This is a genomic window from Saccharopolyspora endophytica (assembly GCF_018070075.1).
Classification (GTDB): domain Bacteria; phylum Actinomycetota; class Actinomycetes; order Mycobacteriales; family Pseudonocardiaceae; genus Saccharopolyspora; species Saccharopolyspora endophytica.
This window is the reverse complement of record NZ_JAGPXE010000002.1, coordinates 566,004-590,288: the sequence shown is the minus strand read 5'-3', so window position 1 is coordinate 590,288 and position 24,285 is coordinate 566,004. Positions and strand designations below refer to the sequence as shown.

Below are 24,285 nucleotides of genomic sequence, written 5' to 3'. Positions count from 1 at the left end.
CGTTGCCGGCACCGGTGATGATCACGACCGAATCGGCGAACTGCACGTCACATACCGCCCTTCAGGGTCGAACCGCCGTCGAGCACGAGGATCTGACCGGTGATCCAGGAGGCCTCCTCGGAGAGCAGGAACGCCGCCGCACCGGAGATGTCCGACGGGATTCCCAAGCGCCCCAACGGGTATCCGGCGGCGACCTCGGCCTCGTTGTCGGCGTAGAGCGCGGTGGCGAACTTGGTCTTGACCACGGCCGGCGCGATCGCGTTGACCCGCACCTTCGGCGCGAGCTCCACGGCCAGCTCCTGGGTCATGTGCGCCAGCATCGCCTTGGTGGCGCCGTAGAAGCCGATCCCGGGCGCCGGGTTGAGACCGGCCACCGAGGACACGTTGAGCACCGATCCGCCGTGCTCGCCCATCCCGGCGCGGAAGACCTGCTGGGTCCACGACAGCGCGGCCAGAACGTTGACCTGGAAGGTCTTCTGCGCGACGCCGTGGTCGAGGTCGATCATCGGGCCGTAGGCGGGGTTGATGCCGGTGTTGTTGACCAGCAGGTCCACCCGGCCGAAGGCCTCCACGGTCTTGGCCACGGCCTCGGCCTGGTGCTCCAGGTCGTCGGCCTTGCCCGCGATGCCCAGCGCGTTGTCCTTGCCGAGGCTCTCGACGGCTTCGGCCAGCGGTTCGGGCTTGCGCGCGGTGATGGTGACCTTGGCACCTTCGGCGACCAGGCGTTCGGCGATGGCCAGCCCGATTCCGCGGCTGGCTCCGGTCACGATCGCCACTCGACCGTCGAAACGCTTGCTCACTGTTCGTTCCTTCCGTGTTGCTCGCCCGCGCGCGCCGTGTCGCGCAGTTGTCGGCGCAGGATCTTCCCGGTTGCGGTTTTCGGGAGTTCGTCGAGGATCTCGACGCTCCGGGGGTACTTGTAGGCGGCCAGCTGCCGCTTGCAGTGCTCGACGAGCTCCTCGCCGGTGGCGGTGCTGCCGTGGGAGAGGCTGATGAACGCCTTGACGGTCTCGCCGCGGTAGGCGTCGGGAACGCCGACGACGGCGGCTTCCCGCACGGCCGGGTGTCCGTAGAGGACGTCCTCGACCTCGCGCGGCCACACCTTGAAGCCGGAGGCGTTGATCATGTCCTTCTTCCGGTCCACGACGTAGAACCAGCCCTGCTCGTCCATGAACCCGACGTCGCCGGTGTGCAGCCGGCCGTCCCGGATGCTCGCGGCGGTCTCCTCGGGCTTGTTCCAGTAGGCCGGGACCACCATCGGGCCCTCGATGACGATCTCACCGACCTCGCCGACGGGCAGGTCGGATCCGTCCTCGTCGACCACCCGCAGCACGGTGTTGTAGGTGGGCACGCCGACCGCGAGCGTCCCGGACGCGGCGTCGACCGGCGCCTCCTTGCCCAGCGGGACGGAGGTCGCGGTGGCCGTGGTCTCGGTGAGGCCGTAGCCGTTGCGGATGTAGAGCCCGAAGCGCTCGCGGAACGCCTCGACGACCGCCGAGGGCAGCGGAGCTCCGCCGGAGTGGACCATCTTCAGCGAGGCGAAGTGCTCGGGCGAGACCTCGGGGTGGTTCATCAGCGCCATGTAGGCCGTGGACGGACCGACCATGAACGCGGGTGCGTGCTCGGCGAGCGCGTCGAGCACGACACCGGGTTCGAACCGGTAGGCAAGGTCGAGCTGCCGCCCGGCTGCCAGGGCGGCGGCGAACTGCACGACCAGTCCGGTGATGTGGAACAGCGGGGCGAGCGCGAAGATCCCGCCGGGGGTGTCCTCGTTCAGCCGCAGCGCCGTGCCCTCGGCGTTGAACACGACGTTGCCGTGGGTGTTGGTGGCTCCCTTGGGGACTCCGCTGGTGCCCGAGGTGTAGACCAGCAGCGCGATGTCCGATGCGGACGGCGAGACCGCGGGCGGGCGGGTGCCGGCGTAGGAGCGGGCGACGGCCAGCAGGTCGGCGCAGCCCTCGGCGGGTTGGCGCTGGGACTTGGCGAACAGCCGCTGGTCGTGGCGGGTCTGCAGGTCCAGCTCGCTGGTGGTGACCGCGATGCCGATCTCCAGCGCGGTCGCGACTCCGCCGACGACGTCGTGCCAGCCCTGCTCGGAGGAGATCACGGCGGTCGGCCGGGAGTCGCCGAGGATCTTGGTGAGCTCGTGCATCCGGTACATCGGGTTGAGCGGGACGACGATGGCCCCGGCCTTCCACCCGGCGAGCACGGCGATGGCGAACTGCGGCACGTTCTGCAGGTAGACGGCGACCCGGTCGCCCCGGGCGACACCGCGTTCGACGAGGTGGCAGGCGAGCCCGTCGCTGAGCTCGTCGAGCTCGGCGAAGGTCAGCCGCCCGTCGAAGTAGGTGAGCGCGACGTCGTCGGGGTGGTCCCGGACCGTGTCGGCGAGCAGGTCGAGCATCGTGGCGTGCTCGGGTTCGATCTCCGAGGGGAGATCGTCGTCGAAGAGCTCCAACCACGGTCGTTCGTCGTACACGCTGCCCAACGCGCCACCTCCACTGTGAGACCGACCAGTCGGTACGGCCAGTCAACGATCCTTCGGCGCTCCCGTCAAGAGGCGATCCGCCGACAGTTCGCAGTTGCCGATCCCCTCCTGCCGGGCGATCCAGCACACGGACGCCGCAACCCGGGAGATCCGGTCAGAGCAGCCACACCGTCACCATCCGCAACATCCGCGACACCGGCGGTGACATTCAGGTGGGGCCGCGCACGTTCGCGCACGCATTTCGTGCGCTCTGCGGTATCCTCGGCATATGTCAGCCGCGCTGGAGACCGTGTTGGCCAGGGCCGGTTTGAAGGTCACCGCCAACGAATTCCTCACCCTCGTCGAGGACGCAGCCAGGAAGCTCACCTCGCCGCAGGTCGACCCAGCCGCGCACTTCACCGACTCGGAGCGCGCCGCGCTCGCGGCCACCGGGCTGGACCTCTCGCCGCTGGGCGACACCGAGGTCGACCCGCGGGCCCGCACCGTCGCCGAGCAGACGGTGCTGCGCGACACCGCGCTGTCGGTCGGTCAGGCCGCCGCGCGGATCGGGGTCGACACCAGCCGGGTCCGCCACCGCATCGGCGAGCGCCGCCTGATCGGCTGGAAGGACCGCGGCGGCTGGCGCCTGCCGGCGTGGCAGTTCACCGATTCCGACGCGCTGCCCGGCCTGGACGTCGTGCTCGCGTGGATGCCCGCGGACCAACCCGCGCTCGTGCTGGCGAACTTCATGACCACACCCCAGGAGGATCTGGAGATCCACGACAGACCGGTGAGTCCGCGAGAGTGGCTGCTGGCCGGCGGCGATCCGCATCGGGTCGCCGAGCTCGCCGCCGCCATCGGCACCCCCGCCTGACCAGCCCCACCGCGACCACCACCTGGGACCACACATTGGCACGGCTACCCCAGCCGCCTGCTCCTGCAGCGCTGCAGGCGATCCTCCGCCGAACAGAGGACGTGATCGCGGTGCCCTCGGGCACCAGGCTCGCGCGCGTGTTCACCTCCGGCGGCAACCACCCGCAGCAGTGGAACAGCTTCCGCTACGCCGGACCGCTGCCGCACGCGCGGTTCGACCCGCACCTGCCGAACTCCCAAGGCGGGCCGACGATCACGCGCGAGCACGGCGTCCTGTACTTCTCGCTGTCGGTGCAGACCTGCATCGCGGAGGTGTACCAGGCGACGTCCACCGTGGACCGGCGCACCCGCAGCCCGCACCTGGTGCTGTTCCGTCCACGCCGGACGCTGCGGCTGCTCGACCTCACCGGGCTCTGGCCCACCAGGGCGGGCGCTTCGCAGGCCATCAGCAGCGGGCCGAAATCGCGCACCCAGGCGTGGGCGCGCGCGATCCGCGCGTCCTACCCGGAGCTCGACGGCCTCTGGTACCGGTCCGCGATGGACTCCGGCAAGCCCTCGGTCTGCCTCTGGGACCCGCCCGCGGACACCGCGCTCCCGGACAGCCCGGACGTCCTGCTCCCGCTGAGCCACCCCGGACTCGACGTCCCGCTGGGACGCGTCTGCCAGGAGCTCAGCTACACCCTGCTCGACTGAGGGCGCGCACGAGAAGATCCCCTCCGGACGGTGTCCGAAGGGGATCTTCTGGTCTTGCAGCGGAGCGTCAGCCCTGGTTGGCCTCGGCCGCCTCCGCGTCCCGCTTGGACTTGGCGAGGCTCGCCCACGTGGTGATCGCGAGCGTCAGCACGATGAAGCCCAGGGACATCCAGTTGTTGATCTCCGCCCACTCCGGCACCAGGTGGTACTCGTGGAAGGCGTGCAGGATCAGCTTCAGGCCGATGAAGCCGAGGATGACCGCCAGACCGACCGACAGGTAGACCAGCTTGTCGACCAGGCCGCCGAGCAGGAAGTACAGCTGCCGCAGGCCCATCAGCGCGAAGGCGTTGGCGGTGAACACCAGGAACGGATCCTGGGTGATGCCGAAGATCGCCGGGATCGAGTCCACGGCGAACAGCAGGTCGGCACTGCCGATGGCCACGATGACCACGAACATCGGCGTCAGGTACCGCTTGCCGTCGATCTTCACCGTCGACTTGGCCTCGTGGTAGTCGTCGGTCACCGGGAACATCTTGCGAACCCAGCGGACGAGCGCGTTCTCCTTGTACTCCTCTTCCTCGTCCTTCTTGCGGACCATGCTGAAGGCGGTCCAGATGAGGAAGGCGCCGAAGATGAAGAACACCCAGACGAACTGCGCGATCAGCGCAGCGCCGACGGCGATGAAGATGCCGCGCATGAGCAGCGCGAGCAGGATGCCGATCAGCAGCACCTTGTGCTGGTGGATCGACGGCACCGCGAAGCTGGACATGATCACCATGAAGATGAACAGGTTGTCCACGCTCAGCGAGTACTCGGTGATGTATCCGGTGAAGAACTCGATGGCGAAGTGCTGATCACCGAAGATCCACACACCGATGCCGAACAGGATCGCGCAGCCGATGTAGAAGGTGACCCACTTCGCCGCTTCGGCGGTGGTCACCTCGTGGGGCTTGCGGTCGACGATCACCAGGTCGAGCAGCAACAGCAGGGCGAGCCCGCCGAGGGTCGCTGCCCACACCCACCAGTGCACGTGCATCGTGTCGACTGCGGGCTGCTGCGCAGGGGCCGCGCGCAACATCAGGTCGGCACCCATCAATCACCTCCGGTTCAGGGCGTACACGTCCGGGACCGGAGGTCTCTTCCACCGATCTGCTTTATCGGTCGACGGCACCGGGCTTGACCAGGCAAGTTCCGTGATGACGACACCGTCGCGAAGGAATACTCCCCTCCACCACTCGTCAAGATTGTCACTTATGCCGGGGTCCCCGCACCAGGTGGGGTGACCAGTTGCAACGCAAGTCACGGATCGAACCTAGGTGGGACCGCTGAACGGGGCAATGCGGGTGGCGCGCGCTCCCCGATCCGGGGGCATTGCGTTCACACCGATGATCGCTAGTATCGCCTCGGCCTGATCACTCGGGCACCGCACGCGGGGATGCGGCCAAGACCACACGACGACGGGCACGACGAGGTGTCCGATTGCGCTTTGGTCTCTGGTTCATAGCGTCTTGCCTTCCCTCCGCGTCTGGATGAAACCGGTGCCGCTCCGTTCACCTACTGTCAATGCCGTGTCCGCCTCTCCCCGTCGCCGAACCGGCCTGTACCTGCTCGCCCTGCCCTGCGTCCTCTTAGTGGTGCTGGGGGCGTTCCTGTGGTCCGGCCAGGTGCAACCGCTGCAACCGGCGGCGCAGCCCCCGGCTCCCCGAGAGGCCATGGTCGACGTGCTCGACGGCCCGGGCGGCACCGAGAGAGTGCAGATCGACGTCACGCTCCACTCCCCCGTCGACACCCCGGCGCCGGCGATCCTGCTGGCCCACGGTTTCGGCGGCAGCAAGGCCGACACCGCCGAGCAGGCTCGGGAACTCGTCCGGCGCGGCTTCACGGTGCTGACGTACTCGGCGCGCGGGTTCGGCCGCAGCACCGGGCAGATCGCGCTGAACTCCCCGGACTACGAGGTCGCCGACGCCCGGCAGCTGCTGGACTGGATGGCCCGCCAGCCGGAGGTGCTGCGCGACGGCGACGCTGATCCGCGCGTCGGTGTCACCGGCGCCTCCTACGGCGGCGCGCTGGCGCTGATGCTGGCGGGCACCGATCCGCGGGTGGACGCCGTCTCACCGGTGATGACCTACAACGACCTCGGCCAGGCGCTGCTGCCCAACAACGCCAGCCAGGTCCGCATCGGCGGAGCCACCCCGGCAGGCGGCTCGTTCAACCCCGAGGGCGTGTTCAAGCAGGCCTGGACCGGGCTGCTGTTCTCCGCCGGAGGCGCACCCCGCCCCACCGCGGGAACCCCGCTGACCTGCGGGAACTTCATCCCCGCCGTGTGCGCCGCCTACTCCGAGGTCGCCCAGTACGGACGCGCGAGCCAGCAGACGCTGGACCTGCTGGCGAAGTCGTCCCCCAAGACCTACAACTCGCGGGTCACCCAGCCGACGCTGCTGGTGCAGGGCGAGCGCGACACCCTGTTCGGGCTCGACCAGTCCGACGCCAACGCGCGGCAGATCTCCGCCGCCGGCGGCGAGGTCAAGACCATCTGGTTCGCCGGCGGCCACGACGGCAACCCGCCCGGACCCGAGGTGCGCGGGCGCGTCGCCGACTGGTTCGCCTTCCACCTGGGCGGCGTGCCACCGGTTCCCGACCCCGGCACCGGTTTCCAGTTCGACATCGCCGGGCGGCCGCAGCGCGACGGCGACATCCCGGTGCGCACCATGACCGCCCCCTCCTACCCGGGGCTGCGGGACTCCCGGACGCCGCGCTACTCGCTTCCGCTGGACGGCCCGGTCACGCCGGTGATCAACCCGCCCGGCGGCTCCCCGGCGGCCACGAGCGCGCTGCCCGGCGCCGGCCAGGTGCTCGACGCAGCGGGCAGCCTCGGCCAGTCCCTGGCCAGGGACCTGCCCGGTCAGGTGGCGGTGTTCCGCACCCAGCCGCTGGAGGAGCAGACCCTGATCTCCGGCACGCCGCGCACGCGGCTGGCGATCGCCGCGGTGCCGGGCCAGCCGCAGCCCGCCGACGCGGTGCTGTTCGCCAAGCTCTACGACGTCGGCCCCGACGGGCAGCGGCAGCTGCTCGGCAACGCCGTGTCCCCGCTGCACATCAGCAACGTGCCCGCGGACGGCAGCCCGGTCGAGTTCGACGTCGCGCTGCCCGGCGTCGTGCACCCGATCGAGACGGGTCACCGCATCGAGCTCGCGGTCGCCACCACCGACCAGGCCTACGCGCTGCCGAGGGAACCTTCGGCGCACCTGGTGGCGCTGGCCGGCGACCGGGCGGTGTCGATCCCGTCGGTGCGCGCGGCGTCCTCCAGCGCAGGTTCGGTCCCGGTCGGCCCGCTGGTGGGCCTCGGGCTGGTGTTCGTGCTGGCCCTGCTGCTGTGGGTGATCTCGGCGATCCGCCGCAAGTTCAACGACGACCCGGATCCGCGGCTGGCGGAGACGCCGCTGGTGATCTCCGGGCTGACGAAGTCCTACCCGGGCAAGAAGGCCGCGGTGGACGACCTGAGCTTCCAGGTGGAGCGCGGTCAGATCGTCGGCCTGCTGGGGCCCAACGGCGCGGGCAAGACCACGACGCTGCGGATGCTGCTGGGGCTGCTGCGGCCGAGTCGCGGCGAGGTCCGCATCTTCGGTCACCGGCTGCAGGCCGGTGCTCCGGTGCTGTCGCGGGTGGGCGCGCTGGTGGAGTCGCCCGGTTTCCTGCCGCACCTGTCCGGCCTGGACAACCTGCGGCACTACTGGGCGGCGACCGGCCGTCCGATGCTGCGCGCGCACCTGGACGAAGTCCTGCAGATCTCCGGTCTGGAGAGCTCCGCGAAGCGCAAGGTGCGCACTTACAGCCAGGGCATGAAGCAGCGGCTGGCGATCGCCCAGGCGATGCTCGGTCTGCCGGAGCTGCTGGTGCTCGACGAACCGACCAACGGGCTCGACCCGCCGCAGATCCACCAGATGCGCGAGATCCTGCGCCGCTACGCCGCCACCGGCCGCGCGGTGCTGGTCTCCAGCCACCTGCTCGCCGAGGTCGAGCAGACCTGCACGCACGTGATCGTCATGCAGAACGGCTCGCTCGTGGCCGAGGGCAGCGTCGCCGACATCACGGCCGTCAACGGGGAGGCGACCTTCCGGGTCGACGACCCGGAGGAGGCCGCCGAGGCGCTGCGCACCATCGAGGGGCTGGGCCTGGTCGAGATCGAGGACGACCTGGTGCACGCCGACCTCGCCGGGCACAAGGCCGCGGTCGCGGTGAACGTGCTGGTCGCATCCGGGGTCTCGGTGCACCAGGTGGGCCCGAGACGCCGCCTGGAGGACGCCTTCCTGCAGCTCGTCGGAGAGGAACAGCGGTGAGCGACGACGAAACCCCCACCGAGGTCGCGGTACCGGAGACGGAGACCGCGCTGGTGCGCGCGCCGATGCTGGGAGTCCCGCAGGCCGACGGCGCCGCGGAGGGCTACTCGGCCAAGCGGACGCTGCCGCTGCGGGTGGAGCTGGCGCGCCAGCTGCGGCGGGTGCGCACCCGGCTGACGCTGGCGTTCCTGGTGCTGCTGCCGCTGCTGCTGCTCGCCGCGTTCGAGCTCGGCGAGGACGACTCGCGCGGCGGGCGGAGCTTCGCCGACATGGCCACCGCCAGCGGGCTGAACTTCGCGGTGTTCACGCTGTTCGCCTCGACCGGGTTCCTGCTGGTCGTGGTGGTGGCACTGTTCTTCGGCGACACCGTGGCCAGCGAGGCGTCCTGGTCGAGCCTGAAGTACCTGCTCGCCGCGCCGGTGCCGCGGATGCGGCTGCTGCGGCAGAAGGCGAAGGTCGCCGCGCTGCTGTCGGTCCTCGGCGTGGTCCTGCTGGTCGGGATGGCGCTGGCGGTGGGCGTGCTCTGGTTCGGCACCGGCGACCTCGTCAGCACCACCGGCGAAGCCCTGACCTTCCCGCGCGGGGTGCTGAGCCTGGCCGCCGCGACGCTCTACGTCGCGGTCCACCTCAGCTGGATCGCCGGGCTCGCCCTGTTCCTCAGCGTCAACACCGACGCTCCGCTGGGCGCGGTGGGTGGAGCGGTCCTGATCTCCATCCTCTCGGAGATCATCGACCAGATCTCCGCCCTGGGCGATCTCCGCAACTACCTGCCCACCCACTTCTCCACGGCCTACTCGGACCTGCTCAGCGAGGACATCGACCCCTCGTCGATGATCACCGGCTGCTTCTCGGCCCTGTCCTACGCCGCGGTCTTCACCACCCTCGCCATCTGGCGCTTCAACAGAAAAGACATCACCAGCTAGCCCCTCCCCCAACCCCACACCCCGAATCACGACCCTCCTCAGAACCCGGAATACCGCCGTAATCAGGCACCGGATTACGGCAGTAATCGGGTCCCTGATTACGGCGGCATTCGGCGGATCGGGGCACTGCCGCGTTCGGGGACCGGAATACCGCAGTAATCCGGGACCTGATTACTGCGGTATTCCGGGTGCGCGGTCGGGGACGGCACCTGGAGGGGTGCGACGGGCGGGGTGGGCGTGTGGCGTAGTGGGTTGGGTCTGGCGGCGTAATGTTGTTGGACGATGGAGATCTTTCATCTTCGGTACTTCGTGGCCGTGGCGGAGAAGCTGAGCTTCTCGGGCGCCGCGCGGTCGTTGCACATGGCCACCTCTCCCCTGAGCCAGCGGATCCGGGATCTGGAGCGCGAGCTCGGGACCGTGCTGTTCGAGCGGGACTCGCACCACGTGCAGCTGACCGAGTCCGGGACCGCGCTGCTGCCGATCGCGCGGGACGCGTTGAGCCGGTTCGACGACGTGCCGTGGCGGCTGCGGGAGGCGATCGGACGGCACCGGCCCGTCGTCTACCTCGGCGTTCCGCCCGGCCTGCACTCGACGTTGCGGGAGCGGCTGACGGTGTTCACCCGCCGCTGCGCCGAGGTGTGCGACCTGAAGCGCTGGCCCGGCGGGAGCCGCGAACTGCTGCTCGGGGTGCAGCGGGGCGAGCTGGCGATGGCCCTGGTGCACCTGCCGGTGCACGCCGAGGGCATCGAGGTGTTCGAGCTGATGCGGGAGCCGCTGGGCGCGGTGCTGCCCGCCGCGGACTTCGCCGGCCGCGAGGCGGTGTCGCTGCACGAGCTGGTCGGGCTGACCTACGTGCGCCCGGTGGCGCGGATGCTGCCGGACTACTGGGACGAGCTGGAGGCGCGGCTGACCGCCGCCGGAGTGCACCGCCGGATGACGCTGGACACCGGTGATTACGGCAGCACGGCGGAGGTCATCGCCAACGGCGGAGCGTTCGCGATTTCCATGCTCGACCCGAAGAGCGGAATGCAGAAAATGCGCGACGAGAACATCACCGTGCTCCCCATCCAGGATTTCTCACCCAGCCTCGCAACCGGTCTGATCTGGCGCCAGGACCGCACCGAGGAGCAGCCTGAGCTGCACGAACTCATCGCCGCCGCGAAGGAATCGATGACCGAACCCGCGGCGTGACCGCTGCGGTCACGCCATTGTTCGCGATACGGTTCCACTGATCAATTGAACACCGCTCCACAGCCGACCTAACGTAGTTAGCGAAGCAAACAAGTCGATTCGGGGCGATTTCCCGACGCACTAGGAGTGGTGATGACAACCCCCGCCGACAACGCCTCCGGCCCTCTGGCCGGCGTGCGTGTCATCGACCTGTCGACCGTGGTCATGGGCCCGTACGCGGCCCAGATCCTCGGCGACCTCGGCGCCGACGTGATCAAGATCGAGTCGCCGAAGGACACCGCGAGGCTCGGCAACGTCCACCGCACCCCCGGCATGACGCCGCTGGCGATGAACGTCAACCGCAACAAGCGCAGCGTCGCGCTCAACCTCAAGGACGCCGACGACGCCCGGCGCGCCCGCGACCTCATCAGCAGCGCCGACATCGTGATCACCAACATGCGCATCAACGCGCTGCGGCGCCTGGCCATGGACTACGACAGCCTCGCCGCCGACAACCCCCACCTGATCTACGCCCACGCGCAGGGCTTCCGCCCGGACTCCGACCGCGCCGAGCTCGCCGCCTACGACGAGACCGTGCAGGCCGCCTCCGGGCTGCTCGACCTCGCCCAGCGCGCCGGCGACATCGGCAAGCCCGTGGTGCTGCCGAGCATCTTCGGCGACAAGGTCGCCGCGCTGACGATCGTCTACTCGGCGCTGGCGGCGCTGGTCCACCAGCGCGCGACCGGGCAGGGCCAGCTGGTCGAGGTGCCGATGGCCGACACGATGCTCGCGTTCAACCTGGTCGAGCACCTGCAGGGCCGGATCTTCGAGCCGCCGAAGACCGACACCGGGTTCCCGCTGTCGATGACCACCGGCCATCGCGCCCGCCCCACCAAGGACGGCTACGCGATGATCATGCCCTACTCGCCGAAGAACTTCCGCGACCTGTTCACCGCCGCCGGACGCGACGACCTCGCCGCCGATCCGCGCCTGGCAGGCGACTACATCGACGCCCGCGAGCACGGAACGGCGCTGGTCGAGCTCATGGAGTCGGTGACACCGACGCTGACCACCGACGAGTGGGTCCAGGTGTGCACCGAGCACAGCATCCCGGTCGGCCCGGTCCTGCGGCTCGACGACGCCGCCGACGACCCCTACGTGCAGGAAGGCCACCTGCTCGACCTGGCCGAGCACCCCACCGAGGGCAGCTACCGGCAGGTCGGGGTCCCGATCCAGTTCTCCGCCACCCCGGCCTCCATCCGACTGCACCCGCCGATCCCCGGCCAGGACACCGACGCGGTCTTCACCGAACTCGACGAGCGCAACGAGGGGAACGCGGCATGACCACTCCGAACACGACCGTGCGGACCGAGACCCGCGGCAACGCCCTGGTGATCACGATCAACCGGCCCGAGGCGCGCAACGCGATCAACGCCGACGTCGCGCACGGCATCGCCGCCGCCGTCGACGAGCTCGACGCGAACCCGCAGCTGCGGGTGGGCGTGCTGACCGGCGCGGCGGGCACCTTCAGCGCGGGCATGGACCTCAAGGCCGCCGCGCGCGGGGAATCCCCCAGCGTCGGTGACCGCGGTTTCGCCGGGATCACCGAGTTCGACAGCGCCACACCGCTGATCGCCGCCGTGGAGGGCTTCGCGATGGGCGGTGGCTTCGAGCTGGCGCTGGCCTGCGATCTGGTGGTCGCGGCCTCAGGCGCGACGTTCGCTCTGCCGGAGGTCAAGCGCGGGCTGATCGCCGGTGGTGGCGGCGCGATCCGGCTGCCCAAGCGGATCCCGTACCACCTGGCCGTGGAGCTGCTGCTGACCGGCCGCAGCATCGACGCCGGCCGCGCCGCCGAGCTCGGCCTGGTCAACCGGATCGCCGACGACGGTGCCGCGCTGGACGCCGCGCTGGAGCTGGCCGAGGAGCTGACCGCCAACGCGCCGCTGGCGCTGACCGCGGTCAAGCAGGTCGTCCGGCACTCCGACCGGTTGCCCGAGCCGGAGGCGTTCGCCGCCCAGCGCCGCGAGATCCGCGGGCTCCACCAGTCCGCCGACTTCGCCGAGGGCGTCCGGGCTTTCACCGAGAAGCGCGCACCGAAGTGGACGGGACAGTGAACAGCGAAGAGATCCTGCGCCGCGTGGCGACCCCGCTGGGAGCCCCGGCCTACGCACCGGCGGTCGCGCGGTTCACCGACCGCGAGTACCTCAACGTCGTCTACCGCACCGACCCCGAGGCGCTGCGCGCGGTGGTTCCCGAGCCGCTGGAGTTCGACGAACCGCTGGTGCGCTTCGAGATCATGAACATGGGCGAGGTCACCTCGTTCGGCCCGTACGTCGAGGCGGGGCAGGCGATTCCGGTGCGCTTCGGCGAGGAGCGCGGCGAGTACCTGCACGCGATGTACCTGAACAACTTCCCCGCCACCGCCGCCGGCCGCGAGGCCAGCGCGTATCCGAAGGTGATGGGCCAACCGGCACTCAAGGTGGAGGACTCCGCGCTGGTGGGGACGCTGGACTACGGCTCGGAGCGGGTCGCGACCGCGACGATGGGTTACAAGTGGTTCCCGATGGACCTCGCCGCCGCCGAGGCCGAGATCACGGTGCCGACGTTCATGCTCAAGCTCGTCCCCGGCTACGACCACCGGCCGCGGATCGCCGATCTCGTGCGCACCCGCATCACCGACATCACCGTCAAGCAGGCCTTCACCGGACCCGCGCGGTTGCAGCTGTTCGAGCACGCGCTGGCGCCGCTGGCGGACCTGCCGGTGCGCGAGGTCGTCTCGGCCAGCCACATCATCACCGATCTCACGCTGTCGGGAGTCGAGCCCGTCCACGACTACCTGGCGGGGAGGAAGCAGTCATGAATCCGAAGTGGACGAACGTCGCGGTGGTGGGCGCCGGGACCATCGGTCTGGCCTGGGCGGCGCTGTTCGCGCACGCCGGCCTGGAGGTCCGGGTCACCGATCCGCGCGACGACCTCGAGGCCGCCATCGACGACGCCCTGCCGATGCTCGCCGAGAGCATCCCGGGCGCTGAGGTCGCCGCGCTGCGCAGCCGCATCACGGCCACCGGCGACCTGGCCAAGGCCGTGGAGAACGCGCAGCTGGTGCAGGAGAACGGGCCCGAGCGGCTGGAGTTCAAGCAGCAGCTGTTCGCCGAGATCGCCCGGCACGCCCCCGCTGATGCGGTGCTGGCCTCCTCCAGCTCCGGGATCGTGGCCTCCGCGATCGCCGCCGAGCTGGACGAGGAGGTCGCCGCGCGGCTGCTCATCGCCCACCCGTTCAACCCGCCGCAGGTGGTGCCGCTGGTGGAGATCGTGCCCGGCGCGACGGCCGAGGAGGTCGTGCAGGAGGCCATCGCCTTCTACCGCGACCTGGGCAAGACGCCGGTGCGGATCCACAAGGAGGTCGACGGGTTCGTCGCCAACCGGCTGCAGAGCGCGCTCCTGCGCGAGTCGATCTCGCTGGTGCAGCAGGGCGTCGTCTCCCCCGAGGAGCTCGACACCGTGATGAAGGCGTCGCTGGGCGGCCGCTACGCGACCATCGGCCCGTTCGAGAGCTTCCACCTCGGCGGCGGTCCCGGCGGGATCCGCCACATGATGGCCCACCTCGGCGTGGGCATGGCCGACCGCTGGGCCGAGCTGGGACGGCCGGAGCTCGACGACGCCACCATCACCTCGATCGTCGAGCAGACCGAGGCCGCCTACGGCGCGGGCCCGGAGTCCTACCGCGAACGCGCGCGCCTGCGCGACCGCAAGCACAACGCACTCAACACCGCCCTGTTCGGAATCGAAACAGGCGCGGACGCAACGATCTGACGAGGTACGACGATGCCCAAGCCCGCAATCACCAACCCCGACTTCTTCGGCTTCTACGACCTGCTCAGCGAGTCCGAGCGCACCGAGCTCGCCGAGATCCGCGAGCACCTGGAGCGCGAGGTCAAGCCGCTGGCCAACCAGGCGTGGGACACCTCGGAGTTCCCCTTCGAGGTCGTCGAGAAGTTCGCCGAGCTGCGGCTGGCCGGCTACCAGTTCGCCGAGCACGGCGACGGCAAGCCCCGCAGCCCGCTGTTCACCGGTTTCCTGAGCCTGGAGCTCAACCGGATCGACCCGTCGCTGGCCGTGTTCTCCGGCGTCCACACCGGACTCACGATGGGCAGCATCTACCACGGCGGTGACCAGGAGCAACGCGATCGCTGGATCCCGGACATGGTGGAGATGAACCGGATCGGCGCGTTCGCGCTGACCGAGCCCGAGGGCGGCTCCGACGTCGCCGGCGGCATGCGCACCACCGCCCGCAAGGACGGCGACGAGTGGGTGCTCAACGGCGCCAAGCGCTGGATCGGCAACGGCACCTTCGCCGACCTGATCGTGGTGTGGGCCCGCGACGAGGCCGACGGCCACGTCAAGGGCTTCGTGGTGGAGAAGGGGACTCCCGGGTTCACCGCCACCAAGATCGAGGGCAAGATCGCGCTGCGCACGGTGCAGAACGCCGACATCGCCCTCACCGACGTCCGCGTTCCGGAAGCCAACCGGTTGCAGCAGGTCAACAGCTTCCGCGACACCGCGAAGGTGCTGGCCATGACCCGCGGCGGCGTCGCGTGGCAGGCGCTGGGCGTGGCGGTGCGCGCCTACGAGCTGGCCCGCGAGTACGCCGTCAACCGCGTGCAGTTCGGCAAGCCGATCGGCGCCTTCCAGATGATCCAGGACCTGCTGGTCAAGATGCTGGGCAACATCACCGCGATGTTCGGCGTCGTGGTGCGGCTCAACGAACTGGTGGCGCAGGGTTCCGGAAGCGCCGAGCAGGCCGCGCTGGCCAAGGCGTTCACCACCACCAAGATGCGCGAGGTCGTGTCCTGGGCCCGGGAGCTGTTCGGCGGCAACGGAATCGTTCTGGACCACGAGATCGCGAAGTTCTTCGCCGACGCCGAGGCGGTCTACTCCTTCGAGGGCTCCCGGGAGATGAACACCCTGATCGTCGGCAAGTCGATCACCGGCCACAGCGCCTTCGCGTAAGACCGGCTTCCAGATCCGACCTGCGCGGCGGACCTCAGCGGACCCGCGTGGAGCGCGCCCACCGATGTCCGCTCCAGATGAGACCCGTTCGGGTACTTGCGCTCCAGTCCTCCCGATCTCAACGAAAAATTCGCGCAGCCCCCGAGAGACGGCCGCTCACCTCGATTTCCGAGGTGGGCGGCCTTCTTACGGCCTCGCGCTCAGATCGTCCATCCGCCCAATGGAGGCATCGTTGGGCGGAAAGGTCCAATTCAGCGGCCGAGCGCACTATCATCACGCCGAGTGATACTTTTGATCATTAGTGGAGCACCAGTAGTCCCCGGTGACGCCCCCGACGTTTCGGCACCGCGGTGCCCGTCACCGAAACCCCCGTACCAAGGACGCTGATGTCTGAAAGCCCCTTACCCGCGATCCAAACCGACCGAGCCCCCGAAGCCCCACCCCACAACGATCTTCGGGCGAAGCTGCAGCGGCTGGTCGTGGCGTCCCTGGCCGCGACGGCGCTGATCGGGACCGCCACGGCGGTCACGCTGGTCTTCGTCCCTCCGCCTGAACTGCGCTACACCGTCCTCGCGGTGGGCATCGTCGCCAGCATCGCCGTCGTGGTCATCGGATACCTGCGCGCGAACACGCTGGCCGACGACGTCGACCGGCGGATCCACGAATCCGGCCACGACGCCCAAGCCAGGCTGCAGGAGTCGCTGCGCAACTCCCACCAGTGGATCGAGTCGCTGCGCGGCACCGTCGCCCAGGGAACCCGCGAACTGCCCCAGCTCGTCGAGCAGATCCAGTCCGGTCAGCAGCCCGCGCCGAAGTGGCCCACGGGCGAGCCGGTCACCGGCAACCCCTACGAGCTGCTCGCCCACGAGCTGCGGCAGGCCCAGATGGCCGTCGAGTTCGCGCTGGTCCGCATGCAGAGCGAGCCCTCGCAGACCAACATCGACCCCAGCGTCGCGGTCTTCGCCAACCTCGCCCGGCGCGTGCAGTCCCTGGCCCACCGCGCCATCCAGCGGCTCGACGAGCTGGAGCAGCAGGTCGAGGACCCGGACCTGCTCAAGGGCCTGTTCGCGGTGGACCACCTGGTCACAGGCGTGCGCAGGCAGGCTGAATCCCTCGCCGTGCTCGGTGGTTCGATGCCGCGGCGGCAGTGGAGCAAGCCGGTCGCGATGTACACCGTGCTGCGCTCCGCGGTGGCCGAGGTCGAGCACTACGCCCGCGTCAAGGTGATCCCGCCGGTCGACGGCACGCTGCACGGCCACGCCGTCGCCGACGTCATCCACCTCATCGCCGAGCTGGTGGAGAACGCCACCGCGTTCTCCGAGCCCGACACGCAGGTGAGCATCAACAGCCAGATCGTCACCGCCGGTCTGGCCATCGACATCCGCGACCGCGGCCTGGGCATCGACCAGCGCAGCCGGGTCACGCTCAACGGGCTGCTCACCAACCCCGACGACGTCGACCGCGACGCGCAGCTGCGCGACGGCCGCATCGGCCTGTACGTGGTGGCGCAGCTGGCGCACCGGCACCACATCGGCGTCGAGCTCGAGAACAACATGTACGGCGGCACCGACGCGCACGTGGTCATCCCCAACAACCTGCTGGGCGAGACCGACGTCGAGCCGGACGAGTCCGCCGCGCAGAGCTCCAGCAGCGTGCTGTCCACCGTCGAACCGCAGGTCAACGGCCATGACTCGCGCGGATCGCTGATGCCCTCGCCGGCGCAGACGTTCAACAGCGGTCGCCACACCGGCCAGCAGCCCGTCTACGCGACCGGGCCGCAGCCGGCGGTCCGCGAGGAGCGCCCCGCCCAGCAGCAGCACAACCCCTACGGGCGCCACTCCGGCGCCGTGCCGGAGGCTCCCCCGGTGACGACCTCCGGTCCGGTCAACGCCGACAACGCCGAACGGCCCGCGCTGCCCCGGCGCGACCGCACGCGCAGCTACCTGGTCCCGCAGCTCGCGGAGAGCTCCTCCACGCCCGAGGAGAAGCCGCAGGGCGGACCGAGCCCCAGCCTGTACGCGTCCTTCCGCTCGGGTGTCGAGGGCGGCGTTTCGGACGACAAACCGGGCCAGGGCTGACCCCGCACCACACCCCTCCCCCGCACAAGATCTGCCCCCGCGCAGTGAGAAGAGTCAGGAGACGTTTTCCACAATGGCCAATGACGCAGCGGGCTCGTCGTCCGACCTGAGTTGGCTACTCGCCGACCTGCTCCGACGAGTCCCGCACACACGCTGTGCCCTGCTCGCCTCGACCGACGGAATCAAGCGGTACTACAGAGGGCTGGACAACGACGAGGCCGACGCCCTCGCCGCTTGGGCCGCCGCGCAGTGCTCGCTGGCCCGCAACGGCGGTCGCCGCTTCGGCATGGACGGTGGTGGCGTCCGCCAGGTCGTCGTCGAGTTCAACGACCTGGTCGTGTTCGTCTCCGCCGCCGGTAGCGGTGCCGTGCTCGTCGTGCTGGCCACCCCGGAAGCCGACGCCGCGGTGCTCGGCTACGAGATCGCCCAGCTCGTCAAGCGAGTCCCGAACCACCTGGCTACCCCCATGCGGCAGCCCACCGCCGCGCGGAGCGCCGGTGAGATGGGCAGGTGAGCATGCCCGGACCATCGGACAAACCGTGGCTGGACAACGAAGCCGGACCGCTGCTGCGCCCGTACTCGCTGACCAACGGCCGGACCGAACCCAGCGAACCGCTGTCCCTGCAATCGCTGGTGCGGTCCACCGGGCGCTTCTCACCGGACCGCATCGAACCGGTTCACGCCAAGATGCTGACGCTCTGCCGGCACGCCACCTCGGTCGCCGAGGTCGCTGCTCACCTGCGGCAACCCGCCGTAGTCACCAAAGTCCTGCTCTCCGATCTCATCGACTGGGGAGCGCTCACCACCCACGCACCCGCCGACGTGCCGAAGCGCGATCAACTGGAGGCTTTGCTGAATGGGCTCCAACAGCTCTGAGCCATTCCCGACCTCGTTCAAGTTCCTCATAGCGGGTGGGTTCGGAGTCGGTAAGACCACGTTCATCCATTCGGTCAGCGAGATCGAGCCGCTGACCACGGAGGAGACGCTCACCGTCGCCAGCGTCGGGCACGACGACCTGACCGGCGTCGGGGACAAGACCACGACCACCGTGGCGATGGACTTCGGTCGAATCACGTTCGACCCGCAGAACATCGTGCTGTTCCTGTTCGGCACGCCGGGTCAGGACCGGTTCTGGTTCATGTGGGACGACCTGGTCGACGGCGCCCTGGGCGCGGTCGTCCTGGCCGACACGCGTCGGCTGGAGGACTGCTTCGCGGCCGTGGAGTTCTTCGAGCGACGCGGAATCGATTTCCTCGTGGCGGTCAACCAGTTCGAGAACAGCTTCCGCTACCAACCCGAGGAGGTGCGGCGAGCGCTGGACATCAAACCGCACATCCCGGTCGTGCTCTGCGATGCGCGCGACCGCCGCTCCGCGGCCTCGGTGCTGGTGCAGCTGATCGAGCACGTGATGGAGACCCGCGCCTTATGACCCCGCCCCGAATCCCCCAACTAAATCGGAGTTTCTCGTGACGACCTTCGATGCCGCCGGACACCGGCACTTCAGCCCCGTCGACGCGCACGCGCACGAGCGTGCGGCGCGGCTGCGCCAGCTCGGCCTGGGCGATGCCGGAGATCCCGAGTTCGACGCGTTCGCGCAGCACGTCGCCCAGACCCTCGGCGTGCCCAACGCCATGGTCAACTTCATCACCGACACCCACCAGTACCTGGGTGGTCTGTTCACCAAGGTGGCGGGGATGGAAGACCCGAACGCCGACGCCGACGCCGACCCGCGTTCGGCTCCTATGGAGACGGGCTACTGCCCGCACGTCATCGCCCGCCGGATGGCGCTGGTCCTCGAAGACGTCTGCGATTACCCGCGCTTCGCGGGCAACGACGTCGTGGACAAGATGAACGTCCGCTCCTACCTGGGTGCTCCGCTGATCGACCGCACCGGCATGGCGCTGGGCACGGTCTGCGTCATCGACAGCGAGGTGCGCCCGTGGGGCCGCGACGGCCTCAACGCCATCAAGGCGCTGGCCAGCGAAGGCGTCGATCTGGTCCACCGCCGCGAGCGGGACCTCCAGGCGGGCTGAACACCACCTGCGACGAGGGGGCGGGACCGGCACGGCGGTCCCGCCCCCTCGATGCTCTCCGCGGTCCTCAGCCCCGGCGCAGGAGCAGGTCCAGGTCGTGCTGGATGCCGGGCCTGCGCTGCTCGACGTTGCCGATGGACAGCTCGAACTCGCCGATGTGGCGGGCGAGCTCGTCCACCGTCGGGAGCTCCACGAACGGCTTGCTGTCCTCGGCGACGCGCAGCTTGTCGAGGAGCTGCTGCTCGCTCCAGGACGCCGTGTGGGAGTACATCGAGGAGCGGTGGCGCCCCTCGGCGGTGAGCACCGACAGGATCGCCCAGCAGGCGAGCTCACCGACCTGGCTGGCCAGGATGTGCCGCTGCTGCCCACCGGTGGTCGTGGTGGTGGTCAGCTTGTCGATCCGGGACACGTGCTCGGCGAGCTTCGGGTCGACGTCGAAGTCGTCGAAGATCGAGAAGAACCGCTGCGGGTGCTTGAGGATCGTCGACCCGAGGTAGACCGTGATGGCCTCGGTGCTGCCCTCGAAGATCCGGAACAGCCGGTAGTCCCGGTAGAACTGGCCGACGACGTTGGTGTCGACGAACCCGCGGGCACCGAGCAGCTGCAGGCAGCGGTCGACCACCTGCCACATCAGCTCGCAGCCCAGGATCTTCGCCGCGAAGTAGAAGGGCTCGGGAACCTCGCGGCCCGAGTCGAGCAGGTCGGTCATGTGCTCGACCAGCATCTCCACGGCCTGGGTCGCCGCCACCGACTCGGCGATGATCTGCTGGATCCGCCCGTTCTCGGCGAGGTTGCCGGTGGCGACCTCGCGACGACGGGCGAAGCGCTGGGCCATTTCCAGCGCCCGCATCGCCGCACCGAGCGCGCCGCTGGCCAGCATGAGCCTTCCCTGGGTGAAGGCGGTCTTGGCCGCGACGAGGCCCTTGCCCTCCTCGCCGAGCAGGCCCTCGGCCGGGACGTGCACGTTCTCGAGGCTGAGGCTGTTCTGCGGCACCGCCTTGAGCCCGAGCGTGACGACCTCGGGGCCGCGCACGAAACCGGGTGAGGAGGTGTCGACGAGGAACCCGGTGATCCCGGCGTCCTGGCCGTTCTCGTCGGTCAGGCGCGCGAAGAGGTTGACGTAGTGGGCGTCGGCACCCAGCGAGATCCACTGCTTGTCGCCGTTGATGACGTAGGACCCGTCGGGCCGCTTGGTCGCGTTGCTGGTGATCGCCCGGACGTTGGATCCCATGCTGGGCTCGCTGACCGCGCTGGTCACCAGCCGGCGGCCCTGCGCGAGCTCGGGCAGCACGGCCGAGCGCACGTCCTCACGAGCGAACTGCTGGATCGGCGGCACGCCGAGCGTGTTGTGCACGGCGAGCAGGATGAGCAGGTTGCAGTCGATCGCACCGGCCTGCCGCCACACCTTGATGGTGTCGGAATGCGAGAGTTCCCGACCCTGGTAGCGCTTGGGGATCTGCACGCCGAACAGGCCCGCTTCGGCGAGGTCGGGGATCAGGGACAGCTGGAAGCCGCGACGCTCGTCCATTCGCCGGGAGTCGAGTTGCTCTCTGCTGTACCTGCGCAGGAAATCGAGCATCTCCGACGCCGCGCCGAGGTTCGGGGAACCGCTTTCGGTCGACTCCATTCCGTTTGGTCCTTCCTGGGAAAGGCTCTCGCGAGGGGGTGGTCGCGAATGGGGGCGGATTCGGGCACGTTTGATAGGACGAACGGGCACCGCACCGGAATTCGGCGCGGGTGGATTACCGCGTTCGTCGTCTCATTCGTTCCGCTGAGGCGAAAAGGGCGACCCCATCTTCAGACGCGCGCTGACACCGGCCCGAGCAGTGAGGATGCCCGGGGCGCAACCACGGTGTTGATCTACCGGAGAGAAGGAGGTGGCACGTCTTCAGCATTGGGGATGTCGGGGTAGCCCAGTCCTGCCGCGTTCACGTGACGCAGGCTCGATCTCGGATCGGATCGCCGTCGGACCCCGGAGGGTACGAGGTCTTGGCGATCGGTCGAGATCCATGGCGAAAACTCCGTTTCCTCGCAAGCCGGCACTGTCCACGTGAGCACAGCCGGAGTGGGAAAATACCGTAGCTCACCAATTCGGGGTACCCCCTTTGCGGTGAGTCGAACAACGGACCGTAATCACCGCTGGTGGCGAGAACCTGAGAACTCCGTGAGGAAATCGCCTTAACCGGAGTGCGGATTCTCGAAATCCAAGTCCTTTGTGGACGGGAACGGGAATTGTCCGAGGTCACGAGCAGAACTCGGCAGTAGGCTCGAAACGCCCGTCGCGGGCTGAAACCCGGCGGACACGCCCGATCGCGGAAGGCGAGATCTTGATCACCTTCCGCGATCGCGGCTCATTCGATGCCTGCGGCGTCCATCCCGCGGATCTCCTTCTTCAGGTCGGCGATCTCGTCGCGCAGCCTGGCCGCCAGCTCGAACTGCAACTCCCGCGCGGCGTTCATCATCTGGTCGTTGAGCTGCTGCACCAGGTCCGCCATCTCGGCGCGCGGCATCCCGGAGATGTCGCGGTCCTCCAGCAGGCCGGCGCTGGCCACCGCCTCGCCCGAAGGCTTCTTCCCGCGCGAGGTGTTGCGGCCCGAACCGCCCACCGACACCGACTCCTCGGTGTCCTCGGCCTCGCTGTAGACGCGGTCGAGGATGTCGGCGATCTTCTTGCGCAGCGGCTGCGGATCGATGCCGCGCTCTTCGTTGTAGGCGATCTGCTTGGCGCGGCGCCGGTTGGTCTCGTCGATGGCGTGCTGCATCGAATCGGTGATCCGGTCGGCGTACATGTGTACCTGGCCGGAGACGTTGCGCGCGGCACGCCCGATGGTCTGCACCAGCGACGTCCCGGAGCGCAGGAAGCCCTCCTTGTCGGCGTCCAGGATCGACACCAGCGAGACCTCCGGCAGGTCCAGGCCCTCGCGCAGCAGGTTGATGCCGATCAGCACGTCGTACTCGCCGAGCCGCAGCTGCCGCAGCAGCTCCACCCGTCGCAGGGTGTCGACCTCCGAGTGCAGGTAGCGCACCCGGATGCCCAGCTCCAGCAGGTAGTCGGTGAGGTCCTCGGCCATCTTCTTGGTCAGCGTCGTCACCAGCACCCGCTCGTCGCGGTCGGCGCGCTCGCGGATCTCGTGCACCAGGTCGTCGATCTGGCCCTCCGTCGGCTTGACGACGACCTCGGGGTCGATCAGACCGGTCGGGCGGATGACCTGCTCGACGAACTCGCCGCCGGCCTGCGCCATCTCGTACGGGCCGGGCGTGGCCGACAGGTAGACGGTCTGGCCGATGCGGTCGGAGAACTCCTCGAAGGTCAGCGGCCGGTTGTCCAGCGCGCTGGGCAACCGGAAGCCGTGCTCGACCAGCGTCCGCTTCCGGGACGCGTCGCCTTCGTACATGCCGCCGATCTGCGGGACCGTCACGTGCGACTCGTCGACGATCAGCAGGAAGTCGTCCGGGAAGTAGTCGATCAGCGTCGCCGGCGCCGAGCCCGCCTCGCGGCCGTCGATGTGGCGCGAGTAGTTCTCGATGCCCGAGCAGAAGCCGACCTGGCGCATCATCTCGATGTCGTACTGGGTGCGCATCCGCAGCCGCTGGGCCTCCAGCAGCTTGTTCTGCTTCTCCAACCGGCCCAGCTGGTCCTCGAGCTCTCCCTCGATGGCGCGGATCGCCTTGTCCATCCGCTCCGGACCGGCGACGTAGTGGGTCGCCGGGAAGATCCGCAGCTCCTGCACCTCGCGGACGATCTCACCGGTCAGCGGGTGCAGGTAGTAGAGCCGGTCGATCTCGTCGCCGAAGAACTCCACCCGCACCGCCAGCTCCTCGTAGGCGGGGATGATCTCGACCGTGTCGCCGCGCACCCGGAAGGTGCCGCGGGCGAAGGCGATGTCGTTGCGGCTGTACTGCACGTCCACCAGCGCGCGCAGGAACACGTCGCGATCGATCTCGCCGCCGACGGCCAGCGGGATCGCGCGGTCGAGGTACGACTGCGGCGTGCCCAGGCCGTAGATGCAGGACACCGAGGAGACCACCACGCAGTCCCGGCGGGAGAGCAGGTTCGAGGTGGCGGAGTGGCGCAGCCGCTCGACGTCCTCGTTGATCGAGGAGTCCTTCTCGATGTAGGTGTCGGTCTGCGGGACGTAGGCCTCGGGCTGGTAGTAGTCGTAGTAGCTGACGAAGTACTCCACGGCGTTGTCCGGGAAGAACCCGCGCAGCTCGTTCGCCATCTGGGCGGCCAGCGTCTTGTTCGGCTCCAGCACCAGCGTGGGGCGCTGCACCCGCTCGACCAGCCACGCGGTGGTGGCCGACTTGCCGGTGCCGGTGGCGCCGAGCAGCACCACGTCCTTCTCTCCGGAGTTGATCCGCCGTTCCAGATCCTCGATGGCCTGCGGCTGGTCACCAGCCGGGTCGTAGTCGCTGACCATGCGGAACCGGGCATCGGTCCGGGGGATGTCGCCAACCGGGCGGAACTCGGAGTGCGCCAGCACGGAGTCGTCGGGGCGCTCAGTCGCAAAAGCCACGTCGCCCAGCGTACGAGCCACCACCGACATCATGTTGCGTCACGGGGTGCCATCCGGCCGATGAGGGCGGACAATGGGATGCGTCACCGGCCCCGACCGATGGGAGGTGACCTGCGAACAGTGGAAGAGAGATAGCGGGCGCGGCGTGCTTCGGACGTCGCGCCCGCCTCATGCGGTCGCTTAG

The 24,285-nt window shown here is 69.2% G+C and carries 20 protein-coding genes; 15 read left to right on the top strand and 5 right to left on the bottom strand.

The genetic code is table 11. The features are described 5' to 3' along the window. Positions 1-47: 47 nt before the first annotated feature. Together KBO27_RS06790 and KBO27_RS06785 are read right to left on the bottom strand one after the other, a co-directional pair. Positions 48-800 (bottom strand): SDR family oxidoreductase, encoded by a 753-nt coding sequence (locus KBO27_RS06790; protein WP_210969065.1) that lies wholly within the window; start codon positions 798-800, stop codon positions 48-50. Continuing rightward, positions 797-2,488: a class I adenylate-forming enzyme family protein gene (locus KBO27_RS06785; RefSeq protein WP_246536366.1), complete on the bottom strand. Its 1,692-nt coding sequence runs from the start codon at positions 2,486-2,488 to the stop codon at positions 797-799. The genes KBO27_RS06790 and KBO27_RS06785 overlap by 4 nt, the downstream gene beginning before the upstream one ends. Before the next feature lie 268 nt (positions 2,489-2,756). Here KBO27_RS06785 and KBO27_RS06780 point away from each other — a divergent pair, with 268 nt between their 5' ends. Together KBO27_RS06780 and KBO27_RS06775 are read left to right on the top strand one after the other, a co-directional pair. After that, positions 2,757-3,341, top strand: coding sequence for a DNA-binding protein (locus KBO27_RS06780; RefSeq protein WP_210969064.1), 585 nt, complete (start codon positions 2,757-2,759; stop codon positions 3,339-3,341). A 35-nt stretch (positions 3,342-3,376) separates the two neighbouring features. Further along, entirely contained in the window at positions 3,377-4,033 is a 657-nt protein-coding gene (locus KBO27_RS06775; protein ID WP_210969063.1) for an RES family NAD+ phosphorylase, read from the top strand. Between the two features lie 67 nt (positions 4,034-4,100). Here the strand turns inward: KBO27_RS06775 and KBO27_RS06770 are convergent, their stop codons facing one another. Beyond that, positions 4,101-5,069: a TerC family protein gene (locus tag KBO27_RS06770; protein WP_210969265.1), complete on the bottom strand. Its 969-nt coding sequence runs from the start codon at positions 5,067-5,069 to the stop codon at positions 4,101-4,103. 676 nt (positions 5,070-5,745) lie between these two features. Here KBO27_RS06770 and KBO27_RS06765 point away from each other — a divergent pair. The 13 genes from KBO27_RS06765 to KBO27_RS06705 all read left to right on the top strand — a co-directional run bounded on the left by KBO27_RS06765 (position 5,746) and on the right by KBO27_RS06705 (position 19,584). After that, a complete protein-coding gene (locus tag KBO27_RS06765; protein WP_246536498.1) occupies positions 5,746-8,370 on the top strand; it encodes an alpha/beta fold hydrolase in 2,625 nt (874 codons plus the stop codon). Further along, positions 8,367-9,293, top strand: coding sequence for an ABC transporter permease (locus KBO27_RS06760; RefSeq protein WP_372448827.1), 927 nt, complete (start codon positions 8,367-8,369; stop codon positions 9,291-9,293). The genes KBO27_RS06765 and KBO27_RS06760 overlap by 4 nt, the downstream gene beginning before the upstream one ends. Before the next feature lie 282 nt (positions 9,294-9,575). Next, positions 9,576-10,484: a LysR family transcriptional regulator gene (locus KBO27_RS06755; RefSeq protein ID WP_210969061.1), complete on the top strand. Its 909-nt coding sequence runs from the start codon at positions 9,576-9,578 to the stop codon at positions 10,482-10,484. Between the two features lie 132 nt (positions 10,485-10,616). Then, a complete protein-coding gene (locus tag KBO27_RS06750; RefSeq protein ID WP_210969060.1) occupies positions 10,617-11,807 on the top strand; it encodes a CaiB/BaiF CoA transferase family protein in 1,191 nt (396 codons plus the stop codon). Further along, positions 11,804-12,577, top strand: coding sequence for a crotonase/enoyl-CoA hydratase family protein (locus KBO27_RS06745; protein WP_210969059.1), 774 nt, complete (start codon positions 11,804-11,806; stop codon positions 12,575-12,577). Before KBO27_RS06750 ends, KBO27_RS06745 begins: the two co-directional genes overlap by 4 nt. Beyond that, positions 12,574-13,323 carry an acetoacetate decarboxylase gene (locus KBO27_RS06740; RefSeq protein WP_210969058.1) on the top strand — a complete coding sequence of 250 codons (750 nt, stop codon included), beginning with the start codon at positions 12,574-12,576 and terminating at the stop codon, positions 13,321-13,323. Before KBO27_RS06745 ends, KBO27_RS06740 begins: the two co-directional genes overlap by 4 nt. After that, on the top strand, positions 13,320-14,276 hold the full coding sequence (locus tag KBO27_RS06735) for a 3-hydroxyacyl-CoA dehydrogenase NAD-binding domain-containing protein (protein ID WP_210969057.1): 957 nt from the start codon (positions 13,320-13,322) through the stop codon (positions 14,274-14,276). Before KBO27_RS06740 ends, KBO27_RS06735 begins: the two co-directional genes overlap by 4 nt. Positions 14,277-14,288: 12 nt before the next feature. Next, complete coding sequence (locus tag KBO27_RS06730) at positions 14,289-15,473, top strand: acyl-CoA dehydrogenase family protein (RefSeq protein ID WP_210969056.1); 1,185 nt, start codon at positions 14,289-14,291, stop codon at positions 15,471-15,473. Between the two features lie 386 nt (positions 15,474-15,859). After that, complete coding sequence (locus KBO27_RS06725; protein WP_210969055.1) at positions 15,860-17,551, top strand: sensor histidine kinase; 1,692 nt, start codon at positions 15,860-15,862, stop codon at positions 17,549-17,551. Positions 17,552-17,624: 73 nt separating this feature from the next. Then, positions 17,625-18,065, top strand: coding sequence for a roadblock/LC7 domain-containing protein (locus tag KBO27_RS06720; RefSeq protein WP_210969054.1), 441 nt, complete (start codon positions 17,625-17,627; stop codon positions 18,063-18,065). A gap of 2 nt (positions 18,066-18,067) precedes the next feature. Continuing rightward, positions 18,068-18,427, top strand: a complete 360-nt coding sequence (locus KBO27_RS06715) for a DUF742 domain-containing protein (RefSeq protein WP_210969053.1) — start codon at positions 18,068-18,070, stop codon at positions 18,425-18,427. Then, positions 18,408-18,980, top strand: a complete 573-nt coding sequence (locus KBO27_RS06710) for a GTP-binding protein (protein ID WP_210969052.1) — start codon at positions 18,408-18,410, stop codon at positions 18,978-18,980. The genes KBO27_RS06715 and KBO27_RS06710 overlap by 20 nt, the downstream gene beginning before the upstream one ends. Before the next feature lie 37 nt (positions 18,981-19,017). Next, positions 19,018-19,584 (top strand): GAF domain-containing protein, encoded by a 567-nt coding sequence (locus KBO27_RS06705; RefSeq protein WP_210969051.1) that lies wholly within the window; start codon positions 19,018-19,020, stop codon positions 19,582-19,584. A 67-nt stretch (positions 19,585-19,651) separates the two neighbouring features. Here the strand turns inward: KBO27_RS06705 and KBO27_RS06700 are convergent, their stop codons facing one another. Both KBO27_RS06700 and uvrB read right to left on the bottom strand, forming a co-directional pair. Continuing rightward, positions 19,652-21,211 (bottom strand): acyl-CoA dehydrogenase family protein, encoded by a 1,560-nt coding sequence (locus KBO27_RS06700; RefSeq protein WP_246536364.1) that lies wholly within the window; start codon positions 21,209-21,211, stop codon positions 19,652-19,654. A 724-nt stretch (positions 21,212-21,935) separates the two neighbouring features. Continuing rightward, positions 21,936-24,101: an excinuclease ABC subunit UvrB gene (gene uvrB, locus KBO27_RS06695; protein ID WP_132676849.1), complete on the bottom strand. Its 2,166-nt coding sequence runs from the start codon at positions 24,099-24,101 to the stop codon at positions 21,936-21,938. Positions 24,102-24,285: the final 184 nt, after the last annotated feature.

Coding starts and splice junctions, on each gene's coding strand:
- KBO27_RS06780 (WP_210969064.1), top strand. CDS start 2,757: ATGTCAGCCGCGCTGGAGACCGTGTTGGCCAGGGCCGGTTTGAAGGTC.
- KBO27_RS06770 (WP_210969265.1), bottom strand. CDS start 5,069: ATGCACGTGCACTGGTGGGTGTGGGCAGCGACCCTCGGCGGGCTCGCC.
- KBO27_RS06765 (WP_246536498.1), top strand. CDS start 5,746: ATGGTCGACGTGCTCGACGGCCCGGGCGGCACCGAGAGAGTGCAGATC.
- KBO27_RS06755 (WP_210969061.1), top strand. CDS start 9,576: ATGGAGATCTTTCATCTTCGGTACTTCGTGGCCGTGGCGGAGAAGCTG.
- KBO27_RS06750 (WP_210969060.1), top strand. CDS start 10,617: ATGACAACCCCCGCCGACAACGCCTCCGGCCCTCTGGCCGGCGTGCGT.
- KBO27_RS06745 (WP_210969059.1), top strand. CDS start 11,804: ATGACCACTCCGAACACGACCGTGCGGACCGAGACCCGCGGCAACGCC.
- KBO27_RS06735 (WP_210969057.1), top strand. CDS start 13,320: ATGAATCCGAAGTGGACGAACGTCGCGGTGGTGGGCGCCGGGACCATC.
- KBO27_RS06730 (WP_210969056.1), top strand. CDS start 14,289: ATGCCCAAGCCCGCAATCACCAACCCCGACTTCTTCGGCTTCTACGAC.
- KBO27_RS06725 (WP_210969055.1), top strand. CDS start 15,860: ATGTCTGAAAGCCCCTTACCCGCGATCCAAACCGACCGAGCCCCCGAA.
- KBO27_RS06720 (WP_210969054.1), top strand. CDS start 17,625: ATGGCCAATGACGCAGCGGGCTCGTCGTCCGACCTGAGTTGGCTACTC.
- KBO27_RS06715 (WP_210969053.1), top strand. CDS start 18,068: ATGCCCGGACCATCGGACAAACCGTGGCTGGACAACGAAGCCGGACCG.
- KBO27_RS06710 (WP_210969052.1), top strand. CDS start 18,408: ATGGGCTCCAACAGCTCTGAGCCATTCCCGACCTCGTTCAAGTTCCTC.
- KBO27_RS06700 (WP_246536364.1), bottom strand. CDS start 21,211: ATGGAGTCGACCGAAAGCGGTTCCCCGAACCTCGGCGCGGCGTCGGAG.